Annotated in this window: 25 protein-coding genes; 18 read left to right on the top strand and 7 right to left on the bottom strand. The window is 72.1% G+C overall.

Features of this window, described 5'->3' with window-relative positions:
• Positions 1 to 63 precede the first annotated feature (63 nt).
• Positions 64 to 741: an alpha/beta fold hydrolase gene (locus ACFWW9_RS29095; RefSeq protein WP_390384440.1), complete on the top strand. Its 678-nt coding sequence runs from the start codon at positions 64 to 66 to the stop codon at positions 739 to 741.
• Positions 738 to 1,055, top strand: coding sequence for a DUF4180 domain-containing protein (locus ACFWW9_RS29100; protein WP_390384442.1), 318 nt, complete (start codon positions 738 to 740; stop codon positions 1,053 to 1,055). The genes ACFWW9_RS29095 and ACFWW9_RS29100 overlap by 4 nt, the downstream gene beginning before the upstream one ends.
• Here the strand turns inward: ACFWW9_RS29100 and ACFWW9_RS29105 are convergent.
• The 3 genes from ACFWW9_RS29105 to ACFWW9_RS29115 form a co-directional block, all read right to left on the bottom strand.
• A complete protein-coding gene (locus tag ACFWW9_RS29105) occupies positions 1,045 to 1,896 on the bottom strand; it encodes a sigma-70 family RNA polymerase sigma factor (RefSeq protein ID WP_390384444.1) in 852 nt (283 codons plus the stop codon). The genes ACFWW9_RS29100 and ACFWW9_RS29105 overlap by 11 nt on opposite strands.
• A gap of 19 nt (positions 1,897 to 1,915) precedes the next feature.
• Positions 1,916 to 2,302: a VOC family protein gene (locus tag ACFWW9_RS29110; protein WP_390384446.1), complete on the bottom strand. Its 387-nt coding sequence runs from the start codon at positions 2,300 to 2,302 to the stop codon at positions 1,916 to 1,918.
• A 69-nt stretch (positions 2,303 to 2,371) separates the two neighbouring features.
• A complete protein-coding gene (locus ACFWW9_RS29115) occupies positions 2,372 to 2,815 on the bottom strand; it encodes a pyridoxamine 5'-phosphate oxidase family protein (RefSeq protein ID WP_390384521.1) in 444 nt (147 codons plus the stop codon).
• Between the two features lie 165 nt (positions 2,816 to 2,980).
• Between ACFWW9_RS29115 and ACFWW9_RS29120 the strand changes: the two genes are divergently transcribed.
• On the top strand, positions 2,981 to 4,114 hold the full coding sequence (locus ACFWW9_RS29120) for a glycosyltransferase (protein WP_390384448.1): 1,134 nt from the start codon (positions 2,981 to 2,983) through the stop codon (positions 4,112 to 4,114).
• On the opposite strand, the gene ACFWW9_RS29125 is transcribed toward ACFWW9_RS29120, so the two are convergent.
• A complete protein-coding gene (locus ACFWW9_RS29125; RefSeq protein ID WP_390384450.1) occupies positions 4,101 to 5,084 on the bottom strand; it encodes a methyltransferase in 984 nt (327 codons plus the stop codon). The genes ACFWW9_RS29120 and ACFWW9_RS29125 overlap by 14 nt on opposite strands.
• A 66-nt stretch (positions 5,085 to 5,150) precedes the next feature.
• Between ACFWW9_RS29125 and ACFWW9_RS29130 the strand changes: the two genes are divergently transcribed.
• The 12 genes from ACFWW9_RS29130 to ACFWW9_RS29185 all read left to right on the top strand — a co-directional run bounded on the left by ACFWW9_RS29130 (position 5,151) and on the right by ACFWW9_RS29185 (position 16,383).
• Positions 5,151 to 5,702: a GNAT family N-acetyltransferase gene (locus tag ACFWW9_RS29130; RefSeq protein ID WP_390384452.1), complete on the top strand. Its 552-nt coding sequence runs from the start codon at positions 5,151 to 5,153 to the stop codon at positions 5,700 to 5,702.
• Positions 5,699 to 5,845, top strand: a complete 147-nt coding sequence (locus ACFWW9_RS29135; protein ID WP_390384454.1) for a hypothetical protein — start codon at positions 5,699 to 5,701, stop codon at positions 5,843 to 5,845. Before ACFWW9_RS29130 ends, ACFWW9_RS29135 begins: the two co-directional genes overlap by 4 nt.
• A 58-nt stretch (positions 5,846 to 5,903) precedes the next feature.
• Entirely contained in the window at positions 5,904 to 6,488 is a 585-nt protein-coding gene (locus ACFWW9_RS29140; protein ID WP_390384456.1) for a pyridoxamine 5'-phosphate oxidase family protein, read from the top strand.
• On the top strand, positions 6,485 to 7,036 hold the full coding sequence (locus ACFWW9_RS29145) for an NADAR family protein (RefSeq protein ID WP_390384458.1): 552 nt from the start codon (positions 6,485 to 6,487) through the stop codon (positions 7,034 to 7,036). The genes ACFWW9_RS29140 and ACFWW9_RS29145 overlap by 4 nt, the downstream gene beginning before the upstream one ends.
• 231 nt (positions 7,037 to 7,267) lie before the next feature.
• Positions 7,268 to 8,560, top strand: coding sequence for a hypothetical protein (locus tag ACFWW9_RS29150; RefSeq protein WP_390384460.1), 1,293 nt, complete (start codon positions 7,268 to 7,270; stop codon positions 8,558 to 8,560).
• On the top strand, positions 8,557 to 9,525 hold the full coding sequence (locus tag ACFWW9_RS29155; protein ID WP_390384462.1) for a glutamate ABC transporter substrate-binding protein: 969 nt from the start codon (positions 8,557 to 8,559) through the stop codon (positions 9,523 to 9,525). The genes ACFWW9_RS29150 and ACFWW9_RS29155 overlap by 4 nt, the downstream gene beginning before the upstream one ends.
• Positions 9,526 to 9,529: 4 nt before the next feature.
• Positions 9,530 to 10,312: a hypothetical protein gene (locus tag ACFWW9_RS29160; protein ID WP_390384464.1), complete on the top strand. Its 783-nt coding sequence runs from the start codon at positions 9,530 to 9,532 to the stop codon at positions 10,310 to 10,312.
• The gene (locus ACFWW9_RS29165) at positions 10,309 to 12,651 is read left to right on the top strand and encodes a tetratricopeptide repeat protein (protein WP_390384466.1); all 2,343 of its coding nucleotides are present in this window, start codon (positions 10,309 to 10,311) and stop codon (positions 12,649 to 12,651) included. The genes ACFWW9_RS29160 and ACFWW9_RS29165 overlap by 4 nt, the downstream gene beginning before the upstream one ends.
• A gap of 2 nt (positions 12,652 to 12,653) precedes the next feature.
• Positions 12,654 to 13,622 carry a protein phosphatase 2C domain-containing protein gene (locus tag ACFWW9_RS29170; protein WP_390384468.1) on the top strand — a complete coding sequence of 323 codons (969 nt, stop codon included), beginning with the start codon at positions 12,654 to 12,656 and terminating at the stop codon, positions 13,620 to 13,622.
• A 1-nt stretch (position 13,623) separates the two neighbouring features.
• Positions 13,624 to 14,904, top strand: coding sequence for a VWA domain-containing protein (locus ACFWW9_RS29175; protein ID WP_390384470.1), 1,281 nt, complete (start codon positions 13,624 to 13,626; stop codon positions 14,902 to 14,904).
• 4 nt (positions 14,905 to 14,908) lie between these two features.
• The gene (locus ACFWW9_RS29180) at positions 14,909 to 15,520 is read left to right on the top strand and encodes an FHA domain-containing protein (RefSeq protein WP_390384472.1); all 612 of its coding nucleotides are present in this window, start codon (positions 14,909 to 14,911) and stop codon (positions 15,518 to 15,520) included.
• A gap of 5 nt (positions 15,521 to 15,525) precedes the next feature.
• Entirely contained in the window at positions 15,526 to 16,383 is an 858-nt protein-coding gene (locus tag ACFWW9_RS29185; RefSeq protein ID WP_390384475.1) for an AAA family ATPase, read from the top strand.
• Here the strand turns inward: ACFWW9_RS29185 and ACFWW9_RS29190 are convergent.
• Entirely contained in the window at positions 16,361 to 17,311 is a 951-nt protein-coding gene (locus tag ACFWW9_RS29190; protein WP_390384477.1) for an ABC transporter substrate-binding protein, read from the bottom strand. The two genes, ACFWW9_RS29185 and ACFWW9_RS29190, sit on opposite strands and share 23 nt — an antisense overlap.
• A gap of 2 nt (positions 17,312 to 17,313) precedes the next feature.
• The gene (gene hrpA / locus ACFWW9_RS29195) at positions 17,314 to 21,243 is read right to left on the bottom strand and encodes an ATP-dependent RNA helicase HrpA (RefSeq protein WP_390384480.1); all 3,930 of its coding nucleotides are present in this window, start codon (positions 21,241 to 21,243) and stop codon (positions 17,314 to 17,316) included.
• Between the two features lie 112 nt (positions 21,244 to 21,355).
• Here hrpA and ACFWW9_RS29200 point away from each other — a divergent pair, with 112 nt between their 5' ends.
• The 3 genes from ACFWW9_RS29200 to ACFWW9_RS29210 all read left to right on the top strand — a co-directional run bounded on the left by ACFWW9_RS29200 (position 21,356) and on the right by ACFWW9_RS29210 (position 25,208).
• Positions 21,356 to 21,928, top strand: coding sequence for a DUF4240 domain-containing protein (locus ACFWW9_RS29200; protein ID WP_390384482.1), 573 nt, complete (start codon positions 21,356 to 21,358; stop codon positions 21,926 to 21,928).
• Between the two features lie 146 nt (positions 21,929 to 22,074).
• A complete protein-coding gene (locus ACFWW9_RS29205) occupies positions 22,075 to 23,256 on the top strand; it encodes a site-specific integrase (RefSeq protein ID WP_390384484.1) in 1,182 nt (393 codons plus the stop codon).
• Positions 23,257 to 23,624: 368 nt separating this feature from the next.
• Positions 23,625 to 25,208 carry a M4 family metallopeptidase gene (locus ACFWW9_RS29210; protein WP_390384486.1) on the top strand — a complete coding sequence of 528 codons (1,584 nt, stop codon included), beginning with the start codon at positions 23,625 to 23,627 and terminating at the stop codon, positions 25,206 to 25,208.
• A gap of 62 nt (positions 25,209 to 25,270) precedes the next feature.
• Here ACFWW9_RS29210 and ACFWW9_RS29215 read toward each other — a convergent pair whose 3' ends face one another.
• Positions 25,271 to 25,780, bottom strand: a complete 510-nt coding sequence (locus ACFWW9_RS29215) for a GNAT family N-acetyltransferase (protein WP_390384488.1) — start codon at positions 25,778 to 25,780, stop codon at positions 25,271 to 25,273.
• Between the last annotated feature and the right edge of the window lie 18 nt (positions 25,781 to 25,798).

Below are 25,798 nucleotides of genomic sequence, written 5' to 3' on the forward strand. Positions count from 1 at the left end.
TTTTCTCCCCGGGTGCGCCCCCCCCGGGGGGGGGCGTGTTGGGGGGGGCCCGGGGGGCGGGGCGTGTGGCCGCGGGGGGCCGCCCGCCCGGGTCCGGGCGCAACCCCCACCACGTGGCTGGCCGACATCGCGGTGTGGGCTCCGCACCTGCGGGTCTACTCCGTCGACCTGATCGGCGAACCCGGTCTGAGCGCGCCGACCCGGCCCGAGTTGGGGTCCGACGAGCACGAGCGGTGGCTGGACGACGTGTTCGACGGCTTGGGCCTGGAGCGGGCCGCGGTGCTGGGTATGTCGCTGGGCGGATGGCTGGCCATCGACTGCGCGACCAGGCGACCCGACCGGGTCGTGAAGCTGGCGTTGCTCGCGCCGGGCGGGATCGGACGGCGGACGTCCGGGTGGATGGTCAAGGCGTTGCCGCTGTTCGCGCTGGGCGCGTGGGGTCGGCGGCGGGTCGTCGGCATCGTGACCGGTGCCGACCTCGGGCCTATGCGGGACGCCATCGCCGCGACCTTCCGGCACTTCCGGCCGCGGGTCGAGATCCCGGTGTTCGACGACGCCACCCTGACGCGGTTGACGATGCCGACGCTGGTCGTGGTGGGCGATCGGGACGTGATGATCTCCTCCGCGGAGACGGTGCGGCGCTTGGCGTCGACCGTGCCGCACGCCGACGTCCGGGTGCTGCCCGGTGTCGGGCACCTGGTCCAGGGTCAGGCGCGCGCGGTGCTGGAGTTCCTGCGATGAGCGGGGTGCTGGTGCTGCCCGCCGACGGGCCGCGGTTGCGCACGGAGCAGGACGCCGTGGACGTGATCGGCGAGGCCTGGTCGACCGACGCGCAGACCGTCGTGGTGCCCGTGCGGCGGCTCGACGAGGCGTTCTGGACGTTGGGCACGCGGGTGGCGGGCGGGATCCTCGGCAAGTTCACCCAGTACCGGATGAGGCTGGTCGTGGTGGGCGACATCGCCGAGCGCCTCGCCGGGAGCGAGACGCTGCGGGCGTTCGTGCACGAGGCCAACCGCGGCGGCGAGGTGTCGTTCGTCGAGGAGTTCACGGGATGAGGCTCAGCGCCGCGAGCCGGGCCGGGTCGGCCAGGATCGCGATGGCGGTGATCCGCCCGTCGGCGACCGTGAACGACGCGAGCGAGATCGGTGTCCCGTCCGCGCGCCAGGCCAGGTAGCCGGGACGCCCGTCGACGAGCACCGCCTGGTAGCGGGCGACGGTCGCGCCGCCGAACGACCGCGCCCCGGTGGCGACGGCGGTCGCCCCGAGCGTGACGACGACCCCTCCCGGTGTGTCGACGGTCAGCTCCACGTCGGGGTGCAGCACCCGCAGCAGCGCCTCGAAGTCGCCGTCGACCACCGCCGCGCGGAAGGCGTGGACCACCTCCCGGTGTCCTCGCACGGCGGTGGGCCGGTCGGTGGCCCGCACCTTCCGGCGAGCGCGGCTGGCGATCATCTTGGTGGCGTCGGCCGACTTGCCGAGGATCCGGCCGATCTCGGCGAACGGCACCGCGAACAGGTCGTGCAGGACGAACGCCAGCCGCTCGTCCGGTCCGAGCGAGTCCAGGACGACGAGCAGCGCGAGCCCGACCGAGTCGGCCAGTTCGACCTGCTCGTCCGGTGGGGCGGTGTCGTCGACGGTCACCACGAACTCCGACAGCCCGTCCGGCGTCTCGGGGTGCGCGCGGCGGGAGCGCAGGACGTCCAGGCTGATCCGGCCGACCACGGTGGTCAGCCAGCCCGCCAGGTTCCCGATGGTCGTCGAGTTCTGGCGGGCGAGCCGCAGCCACGCCTCCTGCACCGCGTCCTCGGCGTCCGCGTGCGATCCGAGGACGCGGTAGGCGACCGCGCGCAGCCGGTCCCGCTGCGCCTCGAACGCCTCTGCCACCGGGTCGGACATCCTCCTCACCCTCCTCGGGTCAGCGCCGCTGGCGCAGCGACAGCCGGTTGCCGTCCGGGTCCACCGCCTCGACCCGGACGCCGAACGGGTAGTCCACCGGTTCGTCCTGGTCGAACACCACACCGCGGTCGCGCAGGACCTCGAAGTCCTTCCTCAGGTCGTCGAACTCGAGGAACAGCGGTCCGGGCGTGGCCCCCGGCACCACCCGCGCGGGCTGCCCCGCGGCGGGCGCGTGCGGCCACAGGACGATCTCGACCTGCGTGCCGGGCGCGCCCACCGTGAGAAACCGGCCATCGGGGCTCCGGTGATCGATCCGCTTCTCCAGGCCCAGGCGCTCGGTGTAGAACTCCAGGGCCCGGTCCTGGTCGGTGACGTAGACCGTCACGTACATGATGTTCGTCAGCACTCTCGTTCTCCCGTTCAGCGACGTGGTCGTCGTCGGTATGACGGGAGTCGGAGCGGGAAGGTAACGCGCTCAGTCCGCGCGCGGCCGCCAGAACTGACGGGGCGAGAAGCCTTCCCGACGCAGCCAGTGCTCGGTGTAGACGACACGGTCCGCCGCGATCACCAGCAACGGCCCGGACGGCGGCTCGTCCAGCGGCAACGAGCGCTCCACGTGGTCGGACTGCCAGCGGAACGCCGTCCAGTGGTGCTCGTAGTCCTCGTCATCGGGGGTGAGGACCCGCGCCCGGCCGAAGACCTGCGCACCGCGACTGCTGGCCTGGCCGACCAGCGGCGCGAAGATCCCGACGGACACGCGGGGGTCGGCGGCGATGTTGCGCATCTTGGGCGAGCGGGGCGCGACGGTGATCATGAGGGTGAAGTCGAGGTGGTGGTAGCGCACAGGCGTCGCGAGCGGGCCGTTCGGGCCGGTGGTGGCCAGGACGCACATGTTCTGCGACGACAGCAGGTTGAGGATTCGTTCGGAGAGGCGGTCGTGGTCGAGGCGCTGGTCGGGTGCCTGGGCCTGCCAGCCAGGGGTTCGTCACGGGCATGGGTGATCTTATGGGGGTGCCGTGGAGCGCGGCGAGAACGAGTGGGCCGCAATGATGGCCGTCGTGGAAAAGGCATTGGAGCACGTGCGATGAGGGTGTTGTTCAGCTTCGTCGGGGGCAACGGGCACTTCCAGCCGATGGTGCCGGTCGCGCGGGCGGTGGCGGACGCGGGGCACGTCGTGGCGTGCACGGGGTCGCCCGCGATGGTGTCGACGATCGAGGCGGCCAGGTTCGAGGCGTTCCCGTCGGGGCCGGAGCCGTGGTCGTCCACGGAGCGGATGCCGCTGCTGCCGTTGGACCGCGAACGCGAGCAGTACGACGTGCGTGAGGGGTTCGCCCGGAAGACCGCGCCGGTGCGGGCGGCGGACCTGCTGGAGTTGATCGCGGCGTGGCGGCCGGACGTCGTGGTGTGCGACGAGATGGACTTCGGGGCGATGGTCGCGGCCGAGCGGGCGGGGGTTCCGCACGTGTCGGTGCTGGTCATCGCGTCCGGGTCGTTCCTGCGCCCGGAGGTGGTGGCCGAGCCGTTGAACGAGCTGCGGGCCGTGCACGGGCTGCCGCCGGACCCGGAACTCACGATGCTGAGCAGGCACTTGGTGCTGGTGCCGTTCCCGCCGTCGTTCCGCGATCCGGCCCACCCGCTGCCGTCGACGGCGTTCTCGTTCCGGGTCCGCGGCGAGCGGCCCGAGCCGATCGCGGTCCCCGACGACGTGCCGACCGTGTACTTCACCCTCGGGACGATCTTCAACACCGAGTCCGGCGACCTGTTCACGCGGGTGCTGGACGGGCTGCGCGACCTGCCCGCGCACCTGGTGGTGACGGTGGGCGGCCGGATCGACCCCGCCGAGTTCGGGCCGCAACCGCCGCACGTGCGGATCGAGCGGTACCTCCCGCAGGACACGGTGCTCCCCCGCTGCGCCGTCGTCGTCTCGCACGGCGGGTCCGGCACGGTCCTGGGGTCGCTGGCGCACGGCGTGCCGTCGGTGCTGATCCCGATGGGGGCCGACCAGCCGCACAACGCCGACCGCTGCGTGGCGCTGGGGGTCGGGGTGGCGCTGGACGCCGAGCACGCGACCCCGGCGGAGATCCGGGACGCGGTCGCGGGCGTGCTCGCGGACCCGGCCTACCGGGTGGCGGCCGAGCGGCTGCGCGACGAGATCGCCGCGCAGCCGGACCAGGCGCACGCGGTGGCGCTGCTGGAGGGACTGGTCAGCGGGGCGTGAACTCCAGCGCCGTCCGGCCGTCCGACACCGGGGTGGAGCCGCGGTGGTCCAGCCCGCAGGAGTCGGCGAGGTCGACCAGGTCGTCGACCGAGCGTTCCCGGCCGCCGAAGCACATGAGCAGGAACAGGTCCATGGCGGTGTCGGTGCCCTGTCCGCGCACCGCCTCGATCACGACCACCGTGCCGCCGGGCGCGGCGGCGTCGCGGCAGCCGGTGAGGATTCGGCGGGCGTGGTCGTCGTCCCAGTCGTGCACGATGTCGGACAGCAGGTAGGCGTCGGCCCCGGTGGGCAGGGGGTCGAAGAAGCTGCCCGGCACGGCCTCGGCCCGGTCGGCGAGCCCGGCCGCGGCGAACCGGTCGGCCGCGGCGGCGGCCGAGGGCGGCAGGTCCACGACCCGGCCGCGCACGGCGGGGTGGGCGCGCAGGATCTCGGTGAGGACGTTCCCGTCGCCGCCGCCGACGTCGACGATCTCGGGGAACCGGCTCCAGTCGAAGCGGTCGACGATCTGCGGGATGTGCGTGCGGTACCGCCACTCCATCTGGGCGTCGAACGAGCGCCGCAGGGCGGGTTCGGCGTCCACGTCGGCCCAGAAGTCGCGGCCGTACCGGTGCGGGTAGGCGGGGGCGCCGGTGGTGATCGTGCCGAGCAGGTCGACGAACGCGAGGTCGGCGCGTCCGCCCGCGCGGGTGATGTCCAGCACCGGTTTGGCGCTGTCCGGGGCGTCGTCGGCCATCTGCGCGCCAAGGTCGGTGGGCCGGTAGCGGTGGTCCTCGTCGCGGGTGAAGACGCCGACCGCCACGAGGTGGTCGAGCATGCAGCGCAGGGCGGGCGCTCCGGCGCCGGTCTCGGTCGCGAGGTGCTCCGCGGTCGCCCCGGTGTCGCCCGCGCGTTCCACCAGGCTGAGCGTGGCGGCCACCCGGATGGCCATCGGGGTCGCGAGGTCGGCCATGGCTCGGATCGATTTCTCCATCGCCCGAACGTAGCGACGACGGCATGATCGGCTCAGCGGATTTCCGGGGTAGGACAGGATCAGGGCATGACTCTCGCGATCGAGCCGGTGGAGCTGTCCTACGGCGGTCTCCTGCTGCGGCCGCCCGACGAGCGCGACGCCGTGGACTCGCTGGCGATGGTGCGCGACCCGGACACGGCGCTCTGGAACCCCGCGCCCGCGGTCGTCGACGTGGCGACCGCGCGGGACTGGTGCAAGCGGCTCGGCGACTGGTCCGACGGCGACCACGCGACGTTCTCGGTCCTCGACGCGGACACCGGCCGGGTGCTGGGCAACGTGTCGCTGCACAAGATCGACCTGGACCAGTCGATCGCGGAGATGGGCTACCGGGTCGGGCCGTGGGCGCGGGGACGCGGGGTCGCGACCGGGGCGGTGCGGGTGGTGACCGACTGGGCGTTCGCGCGGCTCGGCCTGCACCGCGTGCAGCTCTACCACGCCGTCGCCAACGAGGCGTCCTGCCGCGTGGCCCTCAAGTGCGGCTACCTCAACGAGGGCACGCTGCGGTCGGCGGCGAAGTACGGCGACGGGCTGCGCTACGACGAACACCTGCACGGCCGACTCGCGGAGGACGCGAGGTGAAGATCACGAAGTTCACCCACGCCTGCGTCCGCCTGGAGCACGAGGGGCAGCTCGACGACCGCGGGCTGGACGCCGTGGACAGCTGGTTCGACGAGATGACCGACCACGGCTACCGGCGGCCGCGGCCGTTCGAGCAGGCGTGAGTTCCACGGTCTGGAAAAACCCGACGTCGGACCGGGTGCTCGGACCATAATCGAGGTCATGGGCAAGATCTACGACCGGATCGACGGCAGGCTGCGGGAGTTCATCGACGCGCAGCCGGTCTTCTTCACCGGCACGGCGCCGCTGACCGGTGACGGTTTCGTCAACATCTCCCCCAAGGGCCGGTCGGGGTCGCTGCGGGTGCTCGACGAGCAGACCGTGGCCTACCTCGACTTCGGCGGCAGCCACGCCGAGACCATCGCCCACCTGCGGGAGAACGGTCGCATCACGCTCATGTGGTGCGCGTTCACCGGGCCGCCGAACATCGTGCGCGTGCACGGCACGGGGGTGCCGGTGTTCCGCGACGACCCGCGCTTCGAGGAGCTGATCGGCGGGTTCGGCGACGCGGACGCGCCGGGCGTGCGGGCGATCATCGTGGTGACCGCGCGGCAGATCAGCGACACCTGCGGGTTCGCCGTGCCGTTCATGGACTACCGCGAGGAGCGGACGCTGCACGCGGACTACTTCGGCCGCAAGTCCGACGAGGAGTTCCGCGCGTACTGCGAGGGCAAGGACTTCAACGGGGTCAGCATGGACGGGCTGCCGGGGCTGCCGCTGCCGGTGCCGCCGAGGACGTCGAGATGATCCGCGACCTGGACGACGCCAGGCGCGCCGAGCACCGCGGTGTGCCGATGGAGTTCGTGTTCTTCTGGGGCGCGGAGTCCAGGGGCGGCGTGGGCGCGGAGTGCCTGAGCCAGTGGTACCCGTCGCCGTTCACCGTGGAGGGCACGACCTACGCGACCGCCGAGCACTTCATGATGGCGGGCAAGGCGCGACTGTTCGGCGACGAGAAGGCCGCCGAGCGCGTGGTGGCCGCCGGCACGCCCGCCGAGGCGAAGAACCTCGGCAGGCAGGTGCGCGGGTTCGACAGCGCCGTGTGGGACGCCCACCGGGTCGGGATCGTGGTGGCGGGCAACGTGGCGAAGTTCGCCGCCGACCCGGCGCTGCTGGCGTACCTGCTGGGCACCGGCGACCGCGTGCTGGTGGAGGCGAGCCCGCTGGACCGGATCTGGGGCATCGGCCTGCGCCGCGACGACGAGCGCGCCCGGACCCCGTCGACGTGGCGTGGCCTGAACCTGCTGGGGTTCGCGTTGATGACGGCCCGCGACGAACTCGGGTCCGCGCGCGCGTAAGCAGGTCGTGTTTCCCCCGAACGGGTGACCGGTGGTTCCGGCGCCCGCAGGTCGTCGATCACCCGCGTGCCCGCGTCTCAGCAGGGGCGAAAACCGGAAATCTCCGGCCCGCAGGACTGGTGGACCGCCGCCGCCCAGTGGATCATCACGTTCGGGCCCCACGGTGACCAGGCGGTATCTACGCTTGTGGGACAGCCTGTGGTAGCGGACACACCGGCGGAAGGGGACCCGATGACGACCGTGGTCACCGCGCCGACCTCCCATCGGGTGACCGGACTGGTCAAGAGCACACCGGGTCGGCTGAGCCTGATCGCGCTGCTGCTCGTCGCGGTGAGCCTGCTGGTCGGGGCGTTGACCGGGTTGAGCGTGCAGACCCGCTCGGCGGCGTTGGAGGAGCTGGCGACCCGCAGCGAGCCGTTGAGCTTCGCCGCGCAGGAGGTGTACCGGTCCATGGCGGACGCGGACGCCACCGCGGCGGCCGCGTTCCTCTCCGGCGGGGTCGAGTCGCCGCAGCTGCGGTCCCGCTACGAGGCCGACATCGCGAAGGCCGCCGCGGCGCTGTCGACCGCGACCGGCGAGATCACCCGCTCCCCCGAGGTCGGCTCCGCGCTGACGACGCTGTCCGGGCAGCTCCCCGTCTACACCGGCCTGGTCGAGACCGCCCGCACGCACAACCGGCAGGGCAACCCCGTCGGCGCCGCGTACCTGCGCGAGGCGTCCGGCCTGATGCGCGCCCAGCTGCTGCCCGCCGCCCAGGACCTCTACCGCGCCGAGACCGCGAACGTGGTGCGCGACCAGGACAGCGCGGGCGGCGGACCGTGGTCGGAGCTGCTGCTCGGCCTGGTCGCGCTCGGCACCCTCGGCCTGGCGCAGCTCTACGTCACCCGCCGCACGAACCGGGTGTTCAACATCGGCCTCGTCGTGGCGACCGGCCTCACGCTCGTGTCGCTGCTGTGGGTGAGCATCGCGAGCATCGTGGTCGCGAGCACCGTGTCCGACAGCCGCGTGAACGGCTCCAGCCAGGTCGACGTCCTGGCGCGCGCCCGCATCGACACGCTCACCGCCCGCGGCGACGAGACGTTGACGCTGGTGGCGCGCGGCAGCGGCGCGGCCTACGAGAAGCGCTACGGCGACGTCGTGAAGGAGCTGGGCGACCTGATCGCCCGCGGCAAGTCCCTCGCGACCGAACCGGCCGTCCGCGACGCCGTGACCTCGGCGGAGCGCAACTTCCAGGCGTGGCAGGACGCGCACAAACGGATCCGCGCGGCCGACGACAGCGGCGACTACACCACGGCCCTCGCCCTGGCGATCAGCAACGACCAGGGCGGGGCGGCCGCGGCGTTCGACAACCTCGACCGCGACCTGGTCACCGCCATCACCCAGGCCCGCACGGCGTTCACCGGCTCGGTCGCGACCGCCCGCGGCGCGCTGACGGGCACGGTCGCCGTGGTGGCGCTGCTCGCGCTCGGCGCGGCGGTGGCGTCGGTGATGGGGCTGTGGCAGCGACTCAAGGAGTACCGATGAGACGCCTGCTGGTCCTGCTGCTGCTGGTGTTCACGGCCGCGTGCGCGCCGGTCCCGACCTCGGCCCCGGACTTCACCGTCGGCTCGGCCGGAGCGCCCAAGCCCGCGGACGCCGGGGAGGTGACCGCGCCGCCCAGCAGCGCTGCGGCGGCTCCGGCGTGCGACGCGACCGCGAGCCTGCGCCCGGAGAGCCCGCAGCCGCAGCCGGGCGCGATGCCGTCCGGGACGACGATGGCGACGATCGCGGCGCGCGGGCGGCTGATCGCGGGCGTGGACCAGAACACGTACCTGATGGGGTTCCGCAACCCCGAGTCCGGGGCGATCGAGGGGTTCGACGTCGACATGGCCCGCGAGGTCGCGAAGGCGATCTTCGGCGACCCCAACCGGATCCAGTTCAAGGTGCTGACCTCCGACGAGCGCATCCCGGCGTTGGAGAAGGGCGACGTCGACATCGTCGTGCGGACGATGACGATCAACTGCGAGCGGGCCCAGAAGGTCGCGTTCTCCACCGTCTACTACCAGGCCGGGCAGCGGGTGCTGGCCTCGCGCGGGTCCGGCGTCACCGGGCCGGACTCCCTCGGCGGCCGCAAGGTGTGCGCGACGAAGGGCTCCAGCTCGTTGGCCAACGTCGCGAACCTCGCCGCCAAACCGGTCGTGGTGTCGGTGGCGAACTGGACGGACTGCCTGGTCATGCTGCAACAGGGCCAGGTGGACGCGGTGTCGACCGACGACACGATCCTCGCCGGGCTGGCCGCGCAGGACCCGTACACCGAGATGGTCGGCCCGCAGTTCACCCAGGAGCCGTACGGGATGGCGATGCCGAAGGCGAACGAGGACTTCGTCCGGTTCGTCAACGGCGTCCTGGAGCGGCTGCGGACCGACGGCACGTGGACCGCGATCCACCAGCGGTGGCTGGGCGGGCTCGACCGCGACGCCACCCCACCCGTCGCGAAGTACCGGGACTGACCCCGTGGACCGCGACGAGGTGGACGAGGAGCTGGCGCGGCGGGCCGCGGAGAGCGACCGGATCGCGCAGTCGCTGCTGGCCATGGACGACCACCCCGGCCACCCGCTGCTCGACGCCGCCGACCGCGAGGCCGTGGCGGCGCTGTGGGCGCGGTTCGAGGCGTACCGGCGGCTGCTGGAGGACGCCCGCGAGGTGCGGGCCCGCCACGACAAGCCCACGGCCGCGGACCTCGCGGAGGTGACCGAGCTGCTGACCGGCCCGGTCGTGGAGCTGGACAGCCACTCCGTGCCCCTGTCCCGACGAGGCCTGACCGGACCGGCGGTCATCGCCGAACGGGTCGCGCTCGACGAGCTGGTCACGCGGATGCGGGCCGGGTACGCGCACGTCGTGGAGGTGCTGGCCGACGCCGTGGCCCGGCACACCGCGGCCGAGGCCCACCGGCGTGACCTGGCCGAAGCCCAGGCCGAGGCGCACCGGCTGCGGGCGCTGGTGGCGGAGAAGATCGCGGTCGGCGACCTGCCCGCCGTGCCGGACGGGCTGGCGGAGTGCCGGGCGCTGGTGGCGAACCTGGCCGGGCTGCTGGACCGGCGCACCGAGCTGCGCGGCCGGTTGGAGGCGTACCGGGCGAAGGCGACCCGGCTCGGGCACGCCGAGCACCCGACCCTGTCGGCGTTGCACCGCGCGGCCCGCGACGTCCTGTTCACCGCACCGTGCGACCTGCCGGAGGCGACCCGCGCGGTCGGCCGCTACCAGCAGGCCGTGCTCGACCTGGCGGAGGCCCGATGAGCGCGTGTCCACGGTCGGGCTGCGACGGGACGATCGACCCGGACGGGTTCTGCGACCACTGCGGCCTGGAGGCCCCCTCCGCGCCCCTGACCACGGTCAGCGGCGCGTTCACCACGACCCAGCCAGCCAAGGTCGACTCCGGCACGCAAGGAACGCGGGGCACGCAGGGGTCCGAGGGCACCGGCGCGTTCAGCGGGCCGTCGACCGGGCCGGGCACGGCGCCGTGGACGAGCACCGTGAGCCCGTCGGGTCGCAGCCGCCGCGCGTCCACCCGCTCCTCGGGGCGCGGCAGGCTCGGCGCGGGCCTGGTCGAGGTGCCGCGCGTGCCCTACCGCGACCCGAAGTCCGCGGTGCTCGCCAACCCCGAGGTGCCCGAGGCGAAGCGGTTCTGCAGCGCGTGCGGCAAGGAGGTCGGCCGCAGCCGCGAGGGCAGGCCGGGCCGGGTGGAGGGGTTCTGCCCGCAGTGCGGCCACCACTACTCCTACACGCCGAAGCTGGAGCCGGGCGAGGTGCTGCACGGCCAGTACGAGGTGCTCGGCTGCCTCGCGCACGGCGGCCTCGGCTGGATCTACCTGGCACTGGACCACGCCGTGAGCGACCGGTGGGTGGTGCTCAAGGGCCTGCTGGACTCCGGTGACGCGGACGCGATGGCCGCGGCGATGGCGGAGCGCCGGTTCCTCGCGGAGGTCGAGCACCCGAACATCGTCAAGATCCACAACTTCGTGCAGCACGCCGACCGCAAGACCGGCGACCTCGTGGACTACATCGTCATGGAGTACGTCGGCGGCCAGTCGGTCAAGGACATGATCAAGGACCTGCGCGGCCACGGCGGCGGCACCGAGTCGCTGCCCGTGGAGCAGGCCATCGCCTACGCGCTGGAGATCCTGCCCGCGCTGGGCTACCTGCACGGCGTGGGCCTGCTGTACTGCGACTTCAAGCCGGACAACGTGATCCAGACCGAGGAGCAGCTCAAGCTGATCGACCTGGGCGCGGTGCGGCGCATCGGCGACAACCGCAGCGCCATCTACGGCACGATCGGCTACCAGGCCCCGGAGATCGGCACGATCGGCCCGTCGGTGGCCTCCGACCTCTACACCGTGGGCCGCGCGCTGGCGGTCATGAGCTTCTCGTTCGACTTCCGCCGCAAGTTCAAGGGCAGCCTGCCGAGCCCGACCGTCGAGCCGCTGCTGGCCCGGTTCGAGTCCTACAAGCGGTTCCTGCACCGCGCGACCGACCCCAACCCGGAGCTGCGGTTCACCTCCGCGGAGGAGATGGCCGAGCAGCTCACCGGCGTGCTGCGGGAGGTGCTGGCGGCCGAGGACGGCAACCCCCGTCCGGGCCTGTCGCGGCAGTTCACGCCGGAACGGCGGTGCTTCGGCGCGGAGCGCGACCCGGACCTGCCGACCGCCGCGGCGGCGCTGCCCGTGCCGCAGGTCGACGCCACCGACCCCGCCGCCGGGTTCCTCGCGACCGCCACGACCGGCGAGGCCGCCGAACGCGTCGCCGCGCTGCGGGCCGCGCCCGTGACCACCGCGGAGGTCCGGTTGCAGCTCGTGCGAGCGCTGATCGACGCCGGACAGGCCGAGGAGGCGACCCGCGAGCTGTACGGGCTGACCGCGACCTCGATGTTCGACCCGGACGACCCGTCGCTGGTGGACTCCGACGACTGGCGGCCGGTCTGGTACCGGGGCCTCGCGGCGCTGGTCGAGGGCAGTCCGATCGACGCGCGGGCGGCGTTCGAGAGCGTGTACGACGTGCTGCCGGGCGAGGCCGCGCCGAAGCTGGCCATCGCGCTGTGCGCCGAGGCGACGGGCGACCTGGACGAGGCGGCGCACTACTACGAGCTGGTGTGGCGCACCGACCGCTCGTACGTCTCCGCCGCGTTCGGCCTGGCGCGCGTGCTGCTCAAGGCCGGTACCCGCGACCGGGCGGTGGCGGTGCTGCACACCGTGCCGGAGACCTCCAGCCACCACGTGGCCGCGCAGGTCTCGGCGATCAGGGCGCAGACGGACAAGGCCCACCACGGCGCTGGTGGGGAGCCCGCGATCACGTCGATCTCGGGCGCGGCGGACCGGTTGGCCGCACTGGAACTCGACGTGGCCCGCCGCGCGCGGCTCAGCGTCGAGGTGCTCCAGGCGGCGTTCGACTGGCTGGCGAGCGGTGGCGGGACGTCGGCCAACGGGCACGGGGAGTTGCTGGGGTGCGAACTGACGGACCGGGGCCTGAGGCTGGGCCTGGAGCGCCACTACCGGACCCTCGCGCGGCTCGCCGACTCGCCAGAGGAACGCTTCGCCCTCGTCGACCGAGCCAACGCCGTCCGCCCCCGGACCCTGGTGTGACCATGACGAACTGCCCCGAGTGCGACGCGCCCGTCGGCGCCCAGGACCGGTTCTGCGAGGAGTGCGGCCGCAACCTGCTGGTGCGCACGACCCCCGTCGGCGGTCCCGACGGCACGGCCGCCGCGCAGTGCGTGTGCGGGAGCACGGACATCGACGCGGACGGGTTCTGCGAGTCGTGCGGCCGGTCCCAGCCGACCGGGCGGGACCGGATGGAGTTCGTGCTGCCCGGCATCGCGGGGATCAGCGACCGCGGCCGCCGCCGTCCGCGCAACGAGGACTCCATGGCGCTCGGCCACGTCCACGCCCGCGGTGTCGCGGCGATCGTGTGCGACGGGGTCGCGTCCTCCGAGCGGGCGGACGAGGCGTCGCAGCTGGCCGTGGACGCGGCGAACGCCGTGCTGGTCGACGCGCTGGTGGAGGGCGGCGACCCGGAACGGGCGACGGTGCTGGCGGTGGCGGCGGCGAACCGGGCCGCGGGCGCGCTGGCCCGGCCGGAGGCGCCGGACGTGGCGCCGTCGTGCACGTACGTGTCGGCGATGCGCACCGGCGAGGGCGCGGTGATCGGCTGGGTGGGCGACAGCCGCGCGTACTGGCTGGCCGACGACGGCGCGAAGACCCCGTCGCGGCGGCTCACCAAGGACGACACGTGGGCCGCTCAGCTGGTCGCCGAGGGGGTGCTGACCGAGGCCGAGGCCGTGAACGACCGCCGCTCGCACGTGCTGTCGCGGTGGCTGGGCGGCGACTCCGGGCAGGTCAGCCCACACGTCGTGGCGTTGAACCCGGAGGAGAGCGGGATCGTGCTGCTGTGCAGCGACGGGCTGTGGAACTACTTCCCCGAGGTCGAGGACCTCGACGACGTCCGCCCCCGCGGCGTGAGCCCGCTGCGGGTCGCGCGGGAGCTGACCGAGGCCGCCCTGCGCGCGGGCGGGCACGACAACATCACCGTGGTCGTCATCGAAGTGGGGGGTTGACGTGACCGCAGAGTTCGCCGTCGAGGTCTTCCAGAACGAGTACCTGCCGGAGGGGGCGCGGGAGGTCGACGCGATCGTCACGGTGTCCGCGAGCGGGGTGGCGTCCGCGCCGGTGTCGTCTGCCGACATCGCCCAGGTGATCATCGTCGACTGCTCGGGCTCGATGCGCTACCCGCCCGCGAAGCTCAACGCGGCCAAGCACGCGACCGTCACGGCGATCGAGGCGTTGCGCGACGGGGTGTCGTTCGCGGTCATCGAGGGCACCGACACCGCCCGCATGGTCTACCCGTCCCACCAGGGCCTCGCCGTCGCCAGCAACCGCACGAAGCTGGAGGCCAAGCGGGTGGTGCGCGGGCTGACCGCCGACGGCGGCACCGCCATGGGCCGGTGGCTCACGCTCGCCGACCGGATCCTCACCGACCACCGGGGTGGGCTCAAGCACGCGATCCTGTTGACCGACGGCCAGAACCAGCACGAGACGCCCGCGCAGCTGTCCCGCACGCTCGCGTCGGTGAACGGCCGTTTCACCTGCGACTGCCGGGGTGTGGGCACGGACTGGCAGGTCGAGGAGCTGCGCAAGATCGCCGAGTCGATGCTCGGCACGGTGGACATCATCGCCGACCCGCAGGGCCTGGCCGACGACTTCCGGGCGATGACCGCGACCGCGATGGGCAAGGCTGTGGGCGGGGTGTCGCTGCGGTTGTGGACGCCGGAGGGGGCGACGGTGAAGTTCGTGAAGCAGGTGTCGCCCACGGTGCTGGACCTGACGGATCGGCGGGTCGAGTCCGGGGCCCGCACCGGCGACTACCCGACGGGCGCGTGGGGCGCGGAGAGCCGCGACTACCACGTGTGCGTGCTGGTCAAGCCCGCAGGAGTGGGCGACAAGATGCTCGCCGGCCGGGTCAGCCTGCTCACCCCCGGCGGTGACGTCCTGGGCCAGGGCCGGGTGCTGGCGGTGTGGACCGACGACGGCGCGCTGTCGACCCGGATCAACCGCGAGGTCGCCCACTACACCGGGCAGGCGGAGCTGGCGGAGGTCATCCAGGACGGCCTGGAGGCCCGCAAGGCCGGGGACGTGGAGACCGCGACCGCGAAACTCGGCCGTGCCGTGGCGCTGGCGACCTCGTCGGGCAACACCGACACGGCGAAACTGCTGGCCAAGGTCGTGGACGTGGTCGACCCCGTCACGGGAACGGTGAAGCTGCGGCCGAAGGTCGAGGACGCCGACGAGATGACCCTCGACACCCGGTCGACGGTCACCAAGCGGGTCGGGAAGGGCTAGAGCCGTGCCGACCTGTCCCGCGGGCCACGACACCACCACGGACGACTACTGCGACGTCTGCGGCGCTCCCCTCACGACGGATGAGCCGCCACCCGCCGCACCCCCGACGACGCTGTGCGCCTCGTGCGGCACCCCGCAGGTCGGCCGGTTCTGCGAGGAGTGCGGCCACGACTCCCTCGACACGGCCACCAGCGCTCCACCACCCGCGTCTCCGGCGACGTGGCACGCCGTCGTCACCGCCGACCGCGCCTACTTCGACCGCGTGGTCGCGGCGGGCGGCCCGGACGCCGACGCCATGGAGTTCCCGCTGTACTGCCCGGAACGCCGCTTCGTCCTGCACGACGACAGGATCACCATCGGCCGCCGCAGCCGCTCCCGCGGCATCTTCCCCGACATCGACCTCACCGGCCCCCCGGAAGACCCCGGCGTCTCCGCCAGCCACGCCCTCCTCCTACGCACCGCGGGCAGGTGGTCGGTGGTGGACCTGAACTCGACCAACGGCACCACCACGAACGACACGACCACCCCCGTCCCCCCGAACACCCCTCACCCGCTGTCCGACGGCGACCGCGTCCACCTCGGCGCGTGGACCACCCTGACCATCCGTCTAGCCTGACCACCGTGATCGAACCGCACCCGTCCGCACTCGCGGTCCTGTCCACCGTGCCACTGACCTGCCGAAACCTCTTCGCCGCCCTGCCAGAGGGCCCGGCGGCCGACCTGGCCGCGGAACTCGACCCCACCGACGTCCCGATCGACCGGGACGCGCTGCTCGACGCGGCACGCGAGGAGGCCGAGCGGCACGGTCACGCGTACGTGCTCCGGGAAGACGTCGTGCTGGGCTGGGTCCGCCTCACCGGTAGTCGCGTGGAGCATGCCCGTATCCGCCTCCAAGCTCTGATCGCCGACCGCGCGCACGCCTCCTACCTGGCACTTCGCCCCACGGACCCGCACGCTCACCCGACAGCGGTGCTGGTGGCCGGGATCCCCGGCTGCGGCAAGTCCACCCTGGCCGAGTCGCTCGCCCGCCACCTGCGGGCACCGGTGTTCTCCATGGACTGGCTGCTCGGCGCGCTGGTGCCGTTCCGCGTGCTCACCCAGGACAACGCCACACCCATCGCCGACGTGCAGGTGACCGCGGCCACCGCGCGGCAGTTGCAGTTGGGGCTGTCGGTGGTGCTCGACGCCACCGGCCACACCCGCGAGGCCCGTGACCGGCTGCGGACGCTCACCGAGGCCCTCGGCGGCCGGTTCGTCGGCGTGGAGTGCGTGTGCACGGACGACCAGGTGCTGCGGGAACGGGTGGAGGGCCGGGCCAGGGGCATTCCCGGCTGGCACGACACCGTGGAGTGGGAGCACGTGCTGCGGATGCGGGACCTGTGGGAGCCGTGGACCGAGCCGCACCTGGTGATCGACTCGGCCACCACCTCGCCCGAGGAGGCGTTGCGGCAGGCGCTCAGCCGGTGTGCAGGACCCTGAACCGGTCGGGGGCGGTCGGGTCACGGTCGACGACCTGGACCGGTGCGCCTTCCCACTGCCACACGCCGGGGGTGCGGGAGAACCGGATCCGGCCGCGTGTGCCCTCGACGTCGACCTCCGACCACGAACCGCCCGACCGCAGCGCCTCGGCGAGGACCGCGATCGAGTCGTAGCCCTCGAACGCCACGAACGAGGGCGCTTCGCCCAGCCGTTCGCGCAGTTCCGCTTCGACGCGCGTGCCGAGCGGCCCCAAGGTGGAGAGGTACCGCAGGAACGGGATCCCCGGCAGAGTCGGCCAGAACTCCGGTTGACCCGCCGGAGCACCGATCAGCAACCCCGCGAGGCGCTCGTCGCGGCGGAGGGACTCCACGATCGACACCGCGGGCTCCGGGTGCCCCACCAGCAGCAGGAGCGCAGTCGCGCCACTGGCGACCACCTCGTCCGCAGAGCCGTCCAGTTCGACGACCGCGTCCAGGTGTTCCCGCAGCACCCGCACCCCGGACGCCCAGTACACACTCGGCTGCGTCACCACGGCGACCCGGCGATGCCCCGCCCCGCGGAGGAACTCCGCGTAGACCCGCCACCCACGCGACTGCGGCGGCGGAAGTCGGGCGACCCACTCCGTCGGCCCGTCGGTGAGCGCGTCCAGGACCGCCGACGAGCACAGGAACGGCAGCCGCAGCGCGTCGGCCCGCGCGGCGGCTGCCTGGGCGACGACGCTGTGGTACTCCCCCACCACCGCGGCCACGCCCAGCGCGGCGAACTCCTCCACCGCCGCCTCGGCCCGGCGCGGGTCGGCGGCGGTGTCCCGGACCACCAGCTCCCACGACCGCTCCCGCGCCCCCAGCTCAAGCCCGGCCAGCAGGTGCCGACCGGCCTCCACCCAACCGGGACGACTCAACGGGACGAGCGCCCCGATCCGGACCACGGCTAGGCCACCACCACGGCGTCCAGCGCCTTGTAGATCCGCTTGTCCGACACCGAGTACCGGGTGCCGATGGTCTGCGCGAAGTAGCTCAGCCTCAGCTCCTCGATCATCCACCGCACCTCGTCGAGCGCCTCGTTCGGCTCGTCCACGGGCACCTTCGCCCGCAACTCCCGATACTCCTGGTGCACCTGGTGGACGCGGTCCATCCACTCCTGGTCGCGCGCCACGTTCTCGACCAGCTTCTCCAGTCGCCGCTCGATGCCCCGCAGGTACCGGGTCACGTCCGCGAGCCGCGCGGCCCCCACCTGCGTCACGAACCCCTTGTGCACCAGCCCCGCGAGTTGCGCCTTCACGTCGGCCACCGCGGGCCCGAACACCGGGGCCTTCACCGACGTCAGCCGCAGCTCCACGTCGTGCGCCGCGACCAGCACCTTCCGCACCTCGCCCACGACGTCGAACACCGCCGCGTTCAGGTTCGTCCGCACGTGCTTGAGCAGCCGCTCGTACCCGGCCTCGGTCCACGCCGGACCGCCCGCCTCCGTCATCAGCCGGTCCACGGCCGCGGAGATGCAGTCCGCCAGCAGCGCCGCCACCCCGCCGTGCGGGTTGCGGGTCAGCGCCAGCTTCGCCGCGTTGTCCAGGGTCCGCTGGAGCACCTTCACCGGGGACGGCACCGCCAGCAGCAACAGCCGCCGCGTGCCCCGCCACATCGCGAGCCGCTGCCGACCGGGGGTGTCCACCACTCGGATGGCCACCGACTCCCCGGCGTCCACCAGCGTCGGGTAGGCCGTCACGACCACCCCGGACTGGCTCTTCTCGATGGACTTCGGCAGCTTGCCGAAGCTCCACGTCGTGAGCCCGGACTTCTCCACGTCCGCCGCGGCCGCGGTCAGGGTGGCCCGCACCTCCTTGACCAGCTGCTTCTTCAACACTCCCAGGTCTTTGCCCAGGGCCAGCTCGCGGTTGTTCTCGTCCACGACCCGGTAGGTCAGCTTCAGGTGGTCCGGCACCTGGTCGAGCTGCCACGCGTCCCGCGGCACCACGACCCCGGTCAACGCCCGCAGCTCCCGCTCCAACGCCCCCAGCAGCGAGTCCTCGGTGGAGATCCGCGCCAGCACCGCCTTCGCCACGTCCGGCACCGGCACGAAGTTGCGCCGCAGCGGCTTGGGCAGCGACCGGATCAACGCGATCACCAGGTCCAGCCGCAGTCCGGGGATCTGCCACGAGAACGCCTCGTCGCCCAACGTCGTCAACGCGGGCAGCGGCAACTGCACCGTCACGCCGTCCGTGCCCGCGCCCGGCTCGAAGTGGTAGGACAGCGGCAGCGACAACCCGCCCTGCTGCCACGAGTCCGGGTAGGCCTGCTCGCTGACCTCCGCGCGCTCGTTGATCAGCATCGACTTGGTGAACGTCAGCAGGTCCGGCTGGGTCTGCCGGGTCTTCTTCCACCACGTGTCGAAGTGCCGCACCGACACGACCTCGGCCCCGACGCGCTGCTCGTAGAACTCGTACAGCGTCTCGTCGTCCACCACGATGTCCCGGCGGCGGGCCCGGTTCTCCAGCTCCTCCACCTCCGCCAGCAGCGCGCGGTTGGCCTGGAAGAACTTGTGGTGCGTCGTCCACTCGCCCTGCACCAAGGCGTGGCGGATGAACAGCTCCCGCGACAGCTCCGGGTCGATCCGCCCGTAGTTGACCTTCCGGGCCGCCACCACCGGCACCCCGTACAGCGTCACCTTCTCCAACGCCACCACCGACCCGCGCCGGGTCTCCCAGTGCGGCTCGCTGTAGTTGCGCTTCACCAGGTGCGGCGCCAGCTGCTCGGCCCACTCCGGCTCGATCCGCGCCACGATCCGACCCCACAGCCGCGAGGTCTCCACCAGCTCGGCGACCATCACCCACTGCGGCGGCTTCTTGAACAGCGCCGAACCGGGGAACACCGCGAACCGCGCGCCACGGGCGCCCACGTACTCCGTCGACGCCCGCTTGCCGGGATCCTTCTTCGGCACGTCCTTCACACCGATGTGCGACAGCAGCCCCGACAGCAGCGAGACGTGCACCCGCTGCGGCTCAGCGACGTCCTCGCCGACCGTCAGCCCCAGCGTCTTCGACACCTGCCGCAGCTGCGAGTAGATGTCCTGCCACTCCCGCACCCGCAGGTAGTTCAGGAACTCGGAGCGGCACATCCGGCGGAACTGGTTGGACGACAGCTCCTTCTGCTTGTCCTTCAGGTACGTCCACAGGTTCACGAACGACAGGAAGTCCGAGTTCGGGTCGGCGAACCGCGCGTGGTGCTCGGTCGCCACCTGCTGCTTGTCCTGCGGCCGTTCCCTCGGGTCCTGGATGGACAGCGCCGCCGCGATGATCATCACCTCGCGGACGCACCCGTTGCGGTCCGCCTCGATCACCATCCGCGCCAACCGCGGGTCCACCGGCAGCTGCGCCAGCTTGCGCCCCAACGGCGTGAGCCGCTTGCGCAGGTCCGTCTCCGCCGGGTCGATCGCCCCCAGCTCGTGCAGCAGCTGCACGCCGTCGGCGATGTTGCGCGAGTCCGGCCCGTCGATGAACGGGAACGCGGCGATGTCGCCCAACCCGATCGACGTCATCTGCAGGATCACCGACGCCAGGTTCGTCCGCAGGATCTCCGGATCGGTGAACTCCGGCCGCGACTCGAAGTCCTCCTCGGTGTACAGCCGGATGCAGATGCCCTCCGACACCCGGCCGCACCGCCCCTTGCGCTGGTTCGCCGACGCCTGCGACACCGGCTCGATCGGCAGCCGCTGCACCTTCAACCGGTGGCTGTACCGCGAGATCCGCGCCGTGCCGGGGTCGATCACGTACTTGATGCCCGGCACCGTCAACGACGTCTCCGCCACGTTCGTCGCCAACACCACCCGACGCCCCGAGTGCGCCTGGAACACCCGGTGCTGCTCGGCGAACGACAACCGCGCGTACAACGGCAGGATCTCCGTGCCCCGCAACTCCAACGCCGTCAACGCCTCGGCGGTGTCCCGGATCTCCCGCTCGCCCGACAGGAACACCAGGATGTCGCCCGGCCCCTCGGCCTGGAGCTCCACCACGGCCTCGGCGATCGCGGAGGTCTGGTCGCGGTCCGGGTCCACGAACTCGTCGTCCGGGTCCACGATCGGGCGATACCGCACCTCCACCGGGTACGTCCGCCCCGACACCTCGATCACCGGCGCGTCGGAGAAGTGCCGCGAGAACCGCTGCGGGTCGATCGTCGCCGACGTGATGATCACCTTGAGGTCGGGCCGACGCGGCAGCAGCTGCTTGAGGTACCCCAGCAGGAAGTCCACGTTGAGGCTGCGCTCGTGCGCCTCGTCGATGATCAGCGTGTCGTACCGGCTCAGGTTGCGGTCCGTCTGGATCTCCGCCAGCAGGATGCCGTCCGTCATCAGCTTGACCAGCGTGTCCTCACCGGACTGGTCGCTGAACCGCACCTTGTAGCCCACCGCCGACCCCAGCGGCGTCTTCATTTCCTCCGCGACCCGCTCGGCCACCGTCCGCGCCGCCAGCCGACGCGGCTGCGTGTGCCCGATCTGCCCGCGCACCCCGCGACCCAGCTCCAGGCAGATCTTGGGCAGCTGGGTCGTCTTGCCCGACCCCGTCTCCCCGGCCACGATCACGACCTGGTGGTCGCGGATCAGCGCGAGGATCTCGTCCTTGTGCTTGCTGACCGGCAGTTCTTCGGGGTAGGAGATCGCGGGGACGCCCTCGCGGCGCAGCGCCAGCCGCAGCTCGGCGTCGTCGAACTCACCGGCGATCTCCGCGGCGATCGCGTGCTTCGACTTCGGGTCCTTCACCCTCCGGGCACCATCGAGACGGCGTTGCAGCCTGCGCTGGTCGCGAAGCATCAACTCGGGCAGGCGTTTGTGCAGGTCAGCCAAGGGCGACCCGGCGAGCGGCGTGTCCATACTGCGACCAGGATAGAACGACCCACCGACACGGACCATCGGGTTATCGGCCGGGTGGCGCCGCCGGTCGCGACCACCGGAATTGTCGTACCCCGCCCCTACCGTCGACCCCATGGACGAAGCGACCTTCTGGACCCTGCTCGAGCTGTCCGGCACCGAACCGCACGAGCGCGTCGACTGGCTCACCACCAAGCTCGCGAGCCTGCCCCCACCGGACATCGCCGACTTCCAGGTCCTGCTGGACCACATCCGCGGCCGCGCCGACACCTGGACCCACTGGGGAGCCGCCCACCTCGTGCTCGACGGCTGCTCCGACGACGGCTTCTTCTACTTCCTGGGCTGGCTCGTGGGCCTGGGCCACGCCCGCTTCACCGCCATCGCCGCCGACCCGGACGCGCTCGCGGACGTGGACCTGGTCGGTCGGCTCGCCACCACCGACGCCGACACCTGGCCCGCGGGCGGCCCGCTGGGCTGGGAGGACCTCGACTACGTGGCCCGCGACGCCTACCGCCTGCGCACCGGCGAGTACCACGGCCTCGACACCGCGCTCGCCGCCCGCGGTCACGAACCCATGGTCAGCCCCGAACCGGACGGCGACCCGTGGGACTTCGACTCCCTCCCGGAACTCCTGCGCCGCCTGCCCCGCCTCAGCACCCTCTTCGCCGACCGCGTCGCCCACGGCTAGGTGGCCACCGGTCCCGACACCTTGGAAGCCTCGGGTTCCGTCTGTGCTGGTCTTTGTTGTAGGAGTGGGTCGTCACCACTCAAATTTATTGACTTTCGGTCCACACTGAAGCAATCAAACTCACTAACGCTGATAGGATCGATCACATGACGGACGACCGCCTCCCCGAGCCCGTGCGCACCGCGCTGGGCCGGGTGAACCACGGCGTCCTGGTCGACTTCGCCGAGCTCGAGGCGGTCCGCAGGAGGTTCGACGAGGACCAGGCCGCCTCCCTCGCCACCTACCTGCACGCCGCCCAGTCGGCCAACACCCTGCGCGCCTACCGCTCCGACTGGGTCGGCTGGTCGGCGTGGTGCGCCGCCGAGGGCCGCACGTCGCTGCCCGCCGACCCCCTCGACGTCGCCGTGTACCTCGCGACCGCGGCGGACACCCTGCGCCCCGACGGCGGCTGGGCGTTCAGCCCGTCGACGCTGGACCGCAAGTCCGCCGCCATCGCCGCCGTGCACGCCGCGAACGGCCTCCCCTCCCCCAGTCGCTCCGACGTCGTCCGGCTGACCCTGCGGGGCATCCGGCGGGCTCGGCGCACCCAGCCCAAGCGCAAGCGCCCGGTCCTGCTGCAAACCCTGGAGGCCCTGCTGGACGAACGTCCCCCCGCTGGCTGGCCGTCCGGTGTCGCTCGCAGGCGGGACGCGCTGCTGCTGCTCGTGGGCTTCGCGGGCGCGTTGCGGCGCAGCGAGCTGGCCGGGTTGACGCTGGAGGACGTGACGGTCGACGTGGACGCCCGCACCGACGAGCCGTTGCTGCTCGTGGGGCTCGGCATCACCAAGACCGACCAGACCGGGCAGCACCAGCAGCGCGTGGTGCTGCCGCGCGGCTCGCGCAGGCCCACGTGCCCGGTGTGCGCGTTCGCGGACTGGGTGGACCTGCTGGAGGCGCACGCCGGGGGCGGGCACGCGGCCGTGGTGGAGATGCTGACCGACGAGCCCGTGGAGCCCTCGGTGCACCGCTGCCACAGCTACCGGCAGCGCGAGCTGCGCGGCCCGCTGTTCCCGTCGGTGAGCAGGCACGGGCGGCTGGGGTCGGCGTCGATGACCGGGCGCGCGGTGGCGGACCTGGTGCAGCGCTACGCCGAGCGCGCGGGGCTGGACCCGACGCTGTTCGGCGGGCACTCGTTGCGCGCCGGTTTCGCCACGCAGGCCGCGCTGGGCGGGGCGAGCGACCGCGAGATCATGCGCCAGGGCCGGTGGACCAACCCCCGCACCGTGCACCGCTACATCCGCACCGCGAACCCGCTCGAGGACAACGCGGTCACCCGCCTCGGGCTGTGAAATCCGCAATCCTGCGTGACCGGGCGACCACGCCCAGTCATTAACTCTAAACACCTCCCAGACCAACGGGCTGGCCCGAACAGCGCAGTCCCATTGGTGCTTCCGCGCGCTTGCCAGCATTTGTTTCGCCGTTGTTTCCGGCCTTCTGAGCTGGTCTTTCATTCGTTTTTCGGATCGCGCGGGCCGCGCTGACCAGCACGATCGCTCAGAATCCGAAGCGTTCCCACATCGTGGGAGACGATTTACCTATGCATGGCCGGCAATACGATCGATTTGCTGGTCAACACGGTGTTGGCCCAGATGTTCCTCGGTGTTCGCCGTTCTTCGGATCGGCGGGCACTCCCTGCACCGGAACAACAGGAGCGTCCATGAATCGTATGACCCTGGGCTACGCGGCCCTGGTGTCCGCCGCACTGGTGACCGTGGGTGGCCTATCCGCCACCGCGGCCCCGCAGTCGGCAGCGGACTCGTCGGCGACGCTTGACCGCGCGGGCACCCTGAGCCTCGCGGCCTCGCAAGCCGGACTCGTGAGCACCGCACTGGGCCTGAGCAGCCAAGAGCAGCTCGTGGTCAAGGACGTCGTCACCGACCCCGACGGCACCAAGCACTTCCGCTACGACCGGACGTTCAACGGCCTGCGGGTCGTCGGCGGCGACCTGGTCGTGCACCAGTCGAAGACCGGCGCGATCGCCTCGGTCGACCGCGCCACCGACGCCGCGCTCGCGGTGTCGACCAAGCCCGCGATCCCCGCCGCCACGGCGGCGTCCTCGGCGCGGGTGGCCAAGACCGCCGAGGCGAACTGGACGAAGGCCGAACCCCAGCTCGTGGTGTTCGCGATCGACCAGGCGCCGACGCTGGCGTGGGAGGTCGTCCTCACCGGGATCAAGGCCGACCAGTCGCCGAGCGAGCTGCACGTCTACACCGACGCCACCACCGGCAAGGTGCTGATGAGCGAAGACCGCGTGATGCACGTCGAGGGCACCGGCGTGAGCCAGTACAGCGGCACGGTGAAGCTGCAGACGACCCAGTCCGGGTCGACGTTCCAGCTCAAGGACCCGCAGCGCGGCAACCAGACGGTGAACAACGCCAACAACACCACGGGCACCGGGACGCTGTTCACCGACGCCGACAACAAGTGGGGCAACGGCGCGATCAGCGACAAGGCCACCGCGGGTGTCGACGCCGCCTACGGCGCGGCGGCGACGTGGGACTACTACAAGAACGTCCACGGCCGCAACGGCATCAAGAACAACGGCGTCGGTGCGATGAGCCGGGTGCACTACGGCAACGCGTACAACAACGCGAACTGGAGCGACAGCTGCTTCTGCATGACCTACGGCGACGGCGTGGGCAACGCGAAGCCGTTGACCGAGCTGGACGTCGCGGGCCACGAGATGTCGCACGGCGTCACCTCGGCCACGGGCAACATGGTGTACTCCGGTGAGCCGGGCGGTCTCAACGAAGCCACCAGCGACATCTTCGGCACGACGGTCGAGTTCAACGCCGCCAACAGCAGCGACGTCGGCGACTACCTGATCGGCGAGAAGATCGACATCCGGGGCACGGGCGCTCCCCTGCGCTACATGGACAAGCCCTCCAAGGACGGCAAGTCCGCGGACTACTGGTCCTCGACGGTGGGCAACCTGGACGTGCACTACTCGTCCGGCATCGCGAACCACTTCTTCTACCTGCTGTCGGAGGGCAGCGGCGCCAAGACGATCAACGGCGTCTCCTACAACAGCCCGACCTTCGACGGCCAGCCCGTCACCGGCATCACCCGCGCCAAGGCCGAGAAGATCTGGTACCGCGCGCTGACCACGAAGTTCACCTCCAGCACCAAGTACGCGGCAGCGCGTACCGGCACGATCGCCGCCGCCACCGAGCTCTACGGCTCGGGCAGCGCCGAGGTCGCCGCGGTGACCAGGGCGTGGGCCGCGGTCAACGTCAAGTAGACCCCGCCAGGAACCGGGGCCCGGACCGCTCTCCCCTGCACGGTCCGGGCCCCGGCACTTCCTCACCCCAGCGGCGTCCACCAGTCCTCGCACCGGATCCAGGTGCCCTTGGGGTACTCGAAGTCGCACTCCCCGGCCAGCTCGAACCCGGCTTTGCGGCACACCGCGATCGACGCCTCGTTCACCACGGGCGGGAACGCGTGCAGCGCCTTCAGGTCGCCGTCCGCGGCGGCGATCCGCGCGACGGCGGCCGCGGCCCGCGACGCCACCCCGCGCCCCTGGAACTCCGGCAGGACCTGCCACCCGGCCTCGTAGACGGTCCGCCCGCCCCACTCCTTCTCCCAGTACCCGACCGACCCCGCGACCACGGAGTCCGGTCCGAGCAGCACCACGTACATGCACCCGTTCCCGGCCGCGGACAGCTCGGTGTAGCGGCGGTGCCGGTCCAGCAGCTCGTCCTCGGGCACCGGCCCACCCAGGTGCCTCTGCATCTCGGCGGTGTTCTGCGCGCGCAACAACCCCAGGTCGCCCTCGGCCCACGGCCTCAGGCAGATCGCGTCGACCTCCGTCATGGCCCCGACCCTAGGACG

The sequence above is a fragment of the Umezawaea sp. NPDC059074 genome, from assembly GCF_042738955.1.
Taxonomy (GTDB): Bacteria; Actinomycetota; Actinomycetes; order Mycobacteriales; family Pseudonocardiaceae; genus Umezawaea.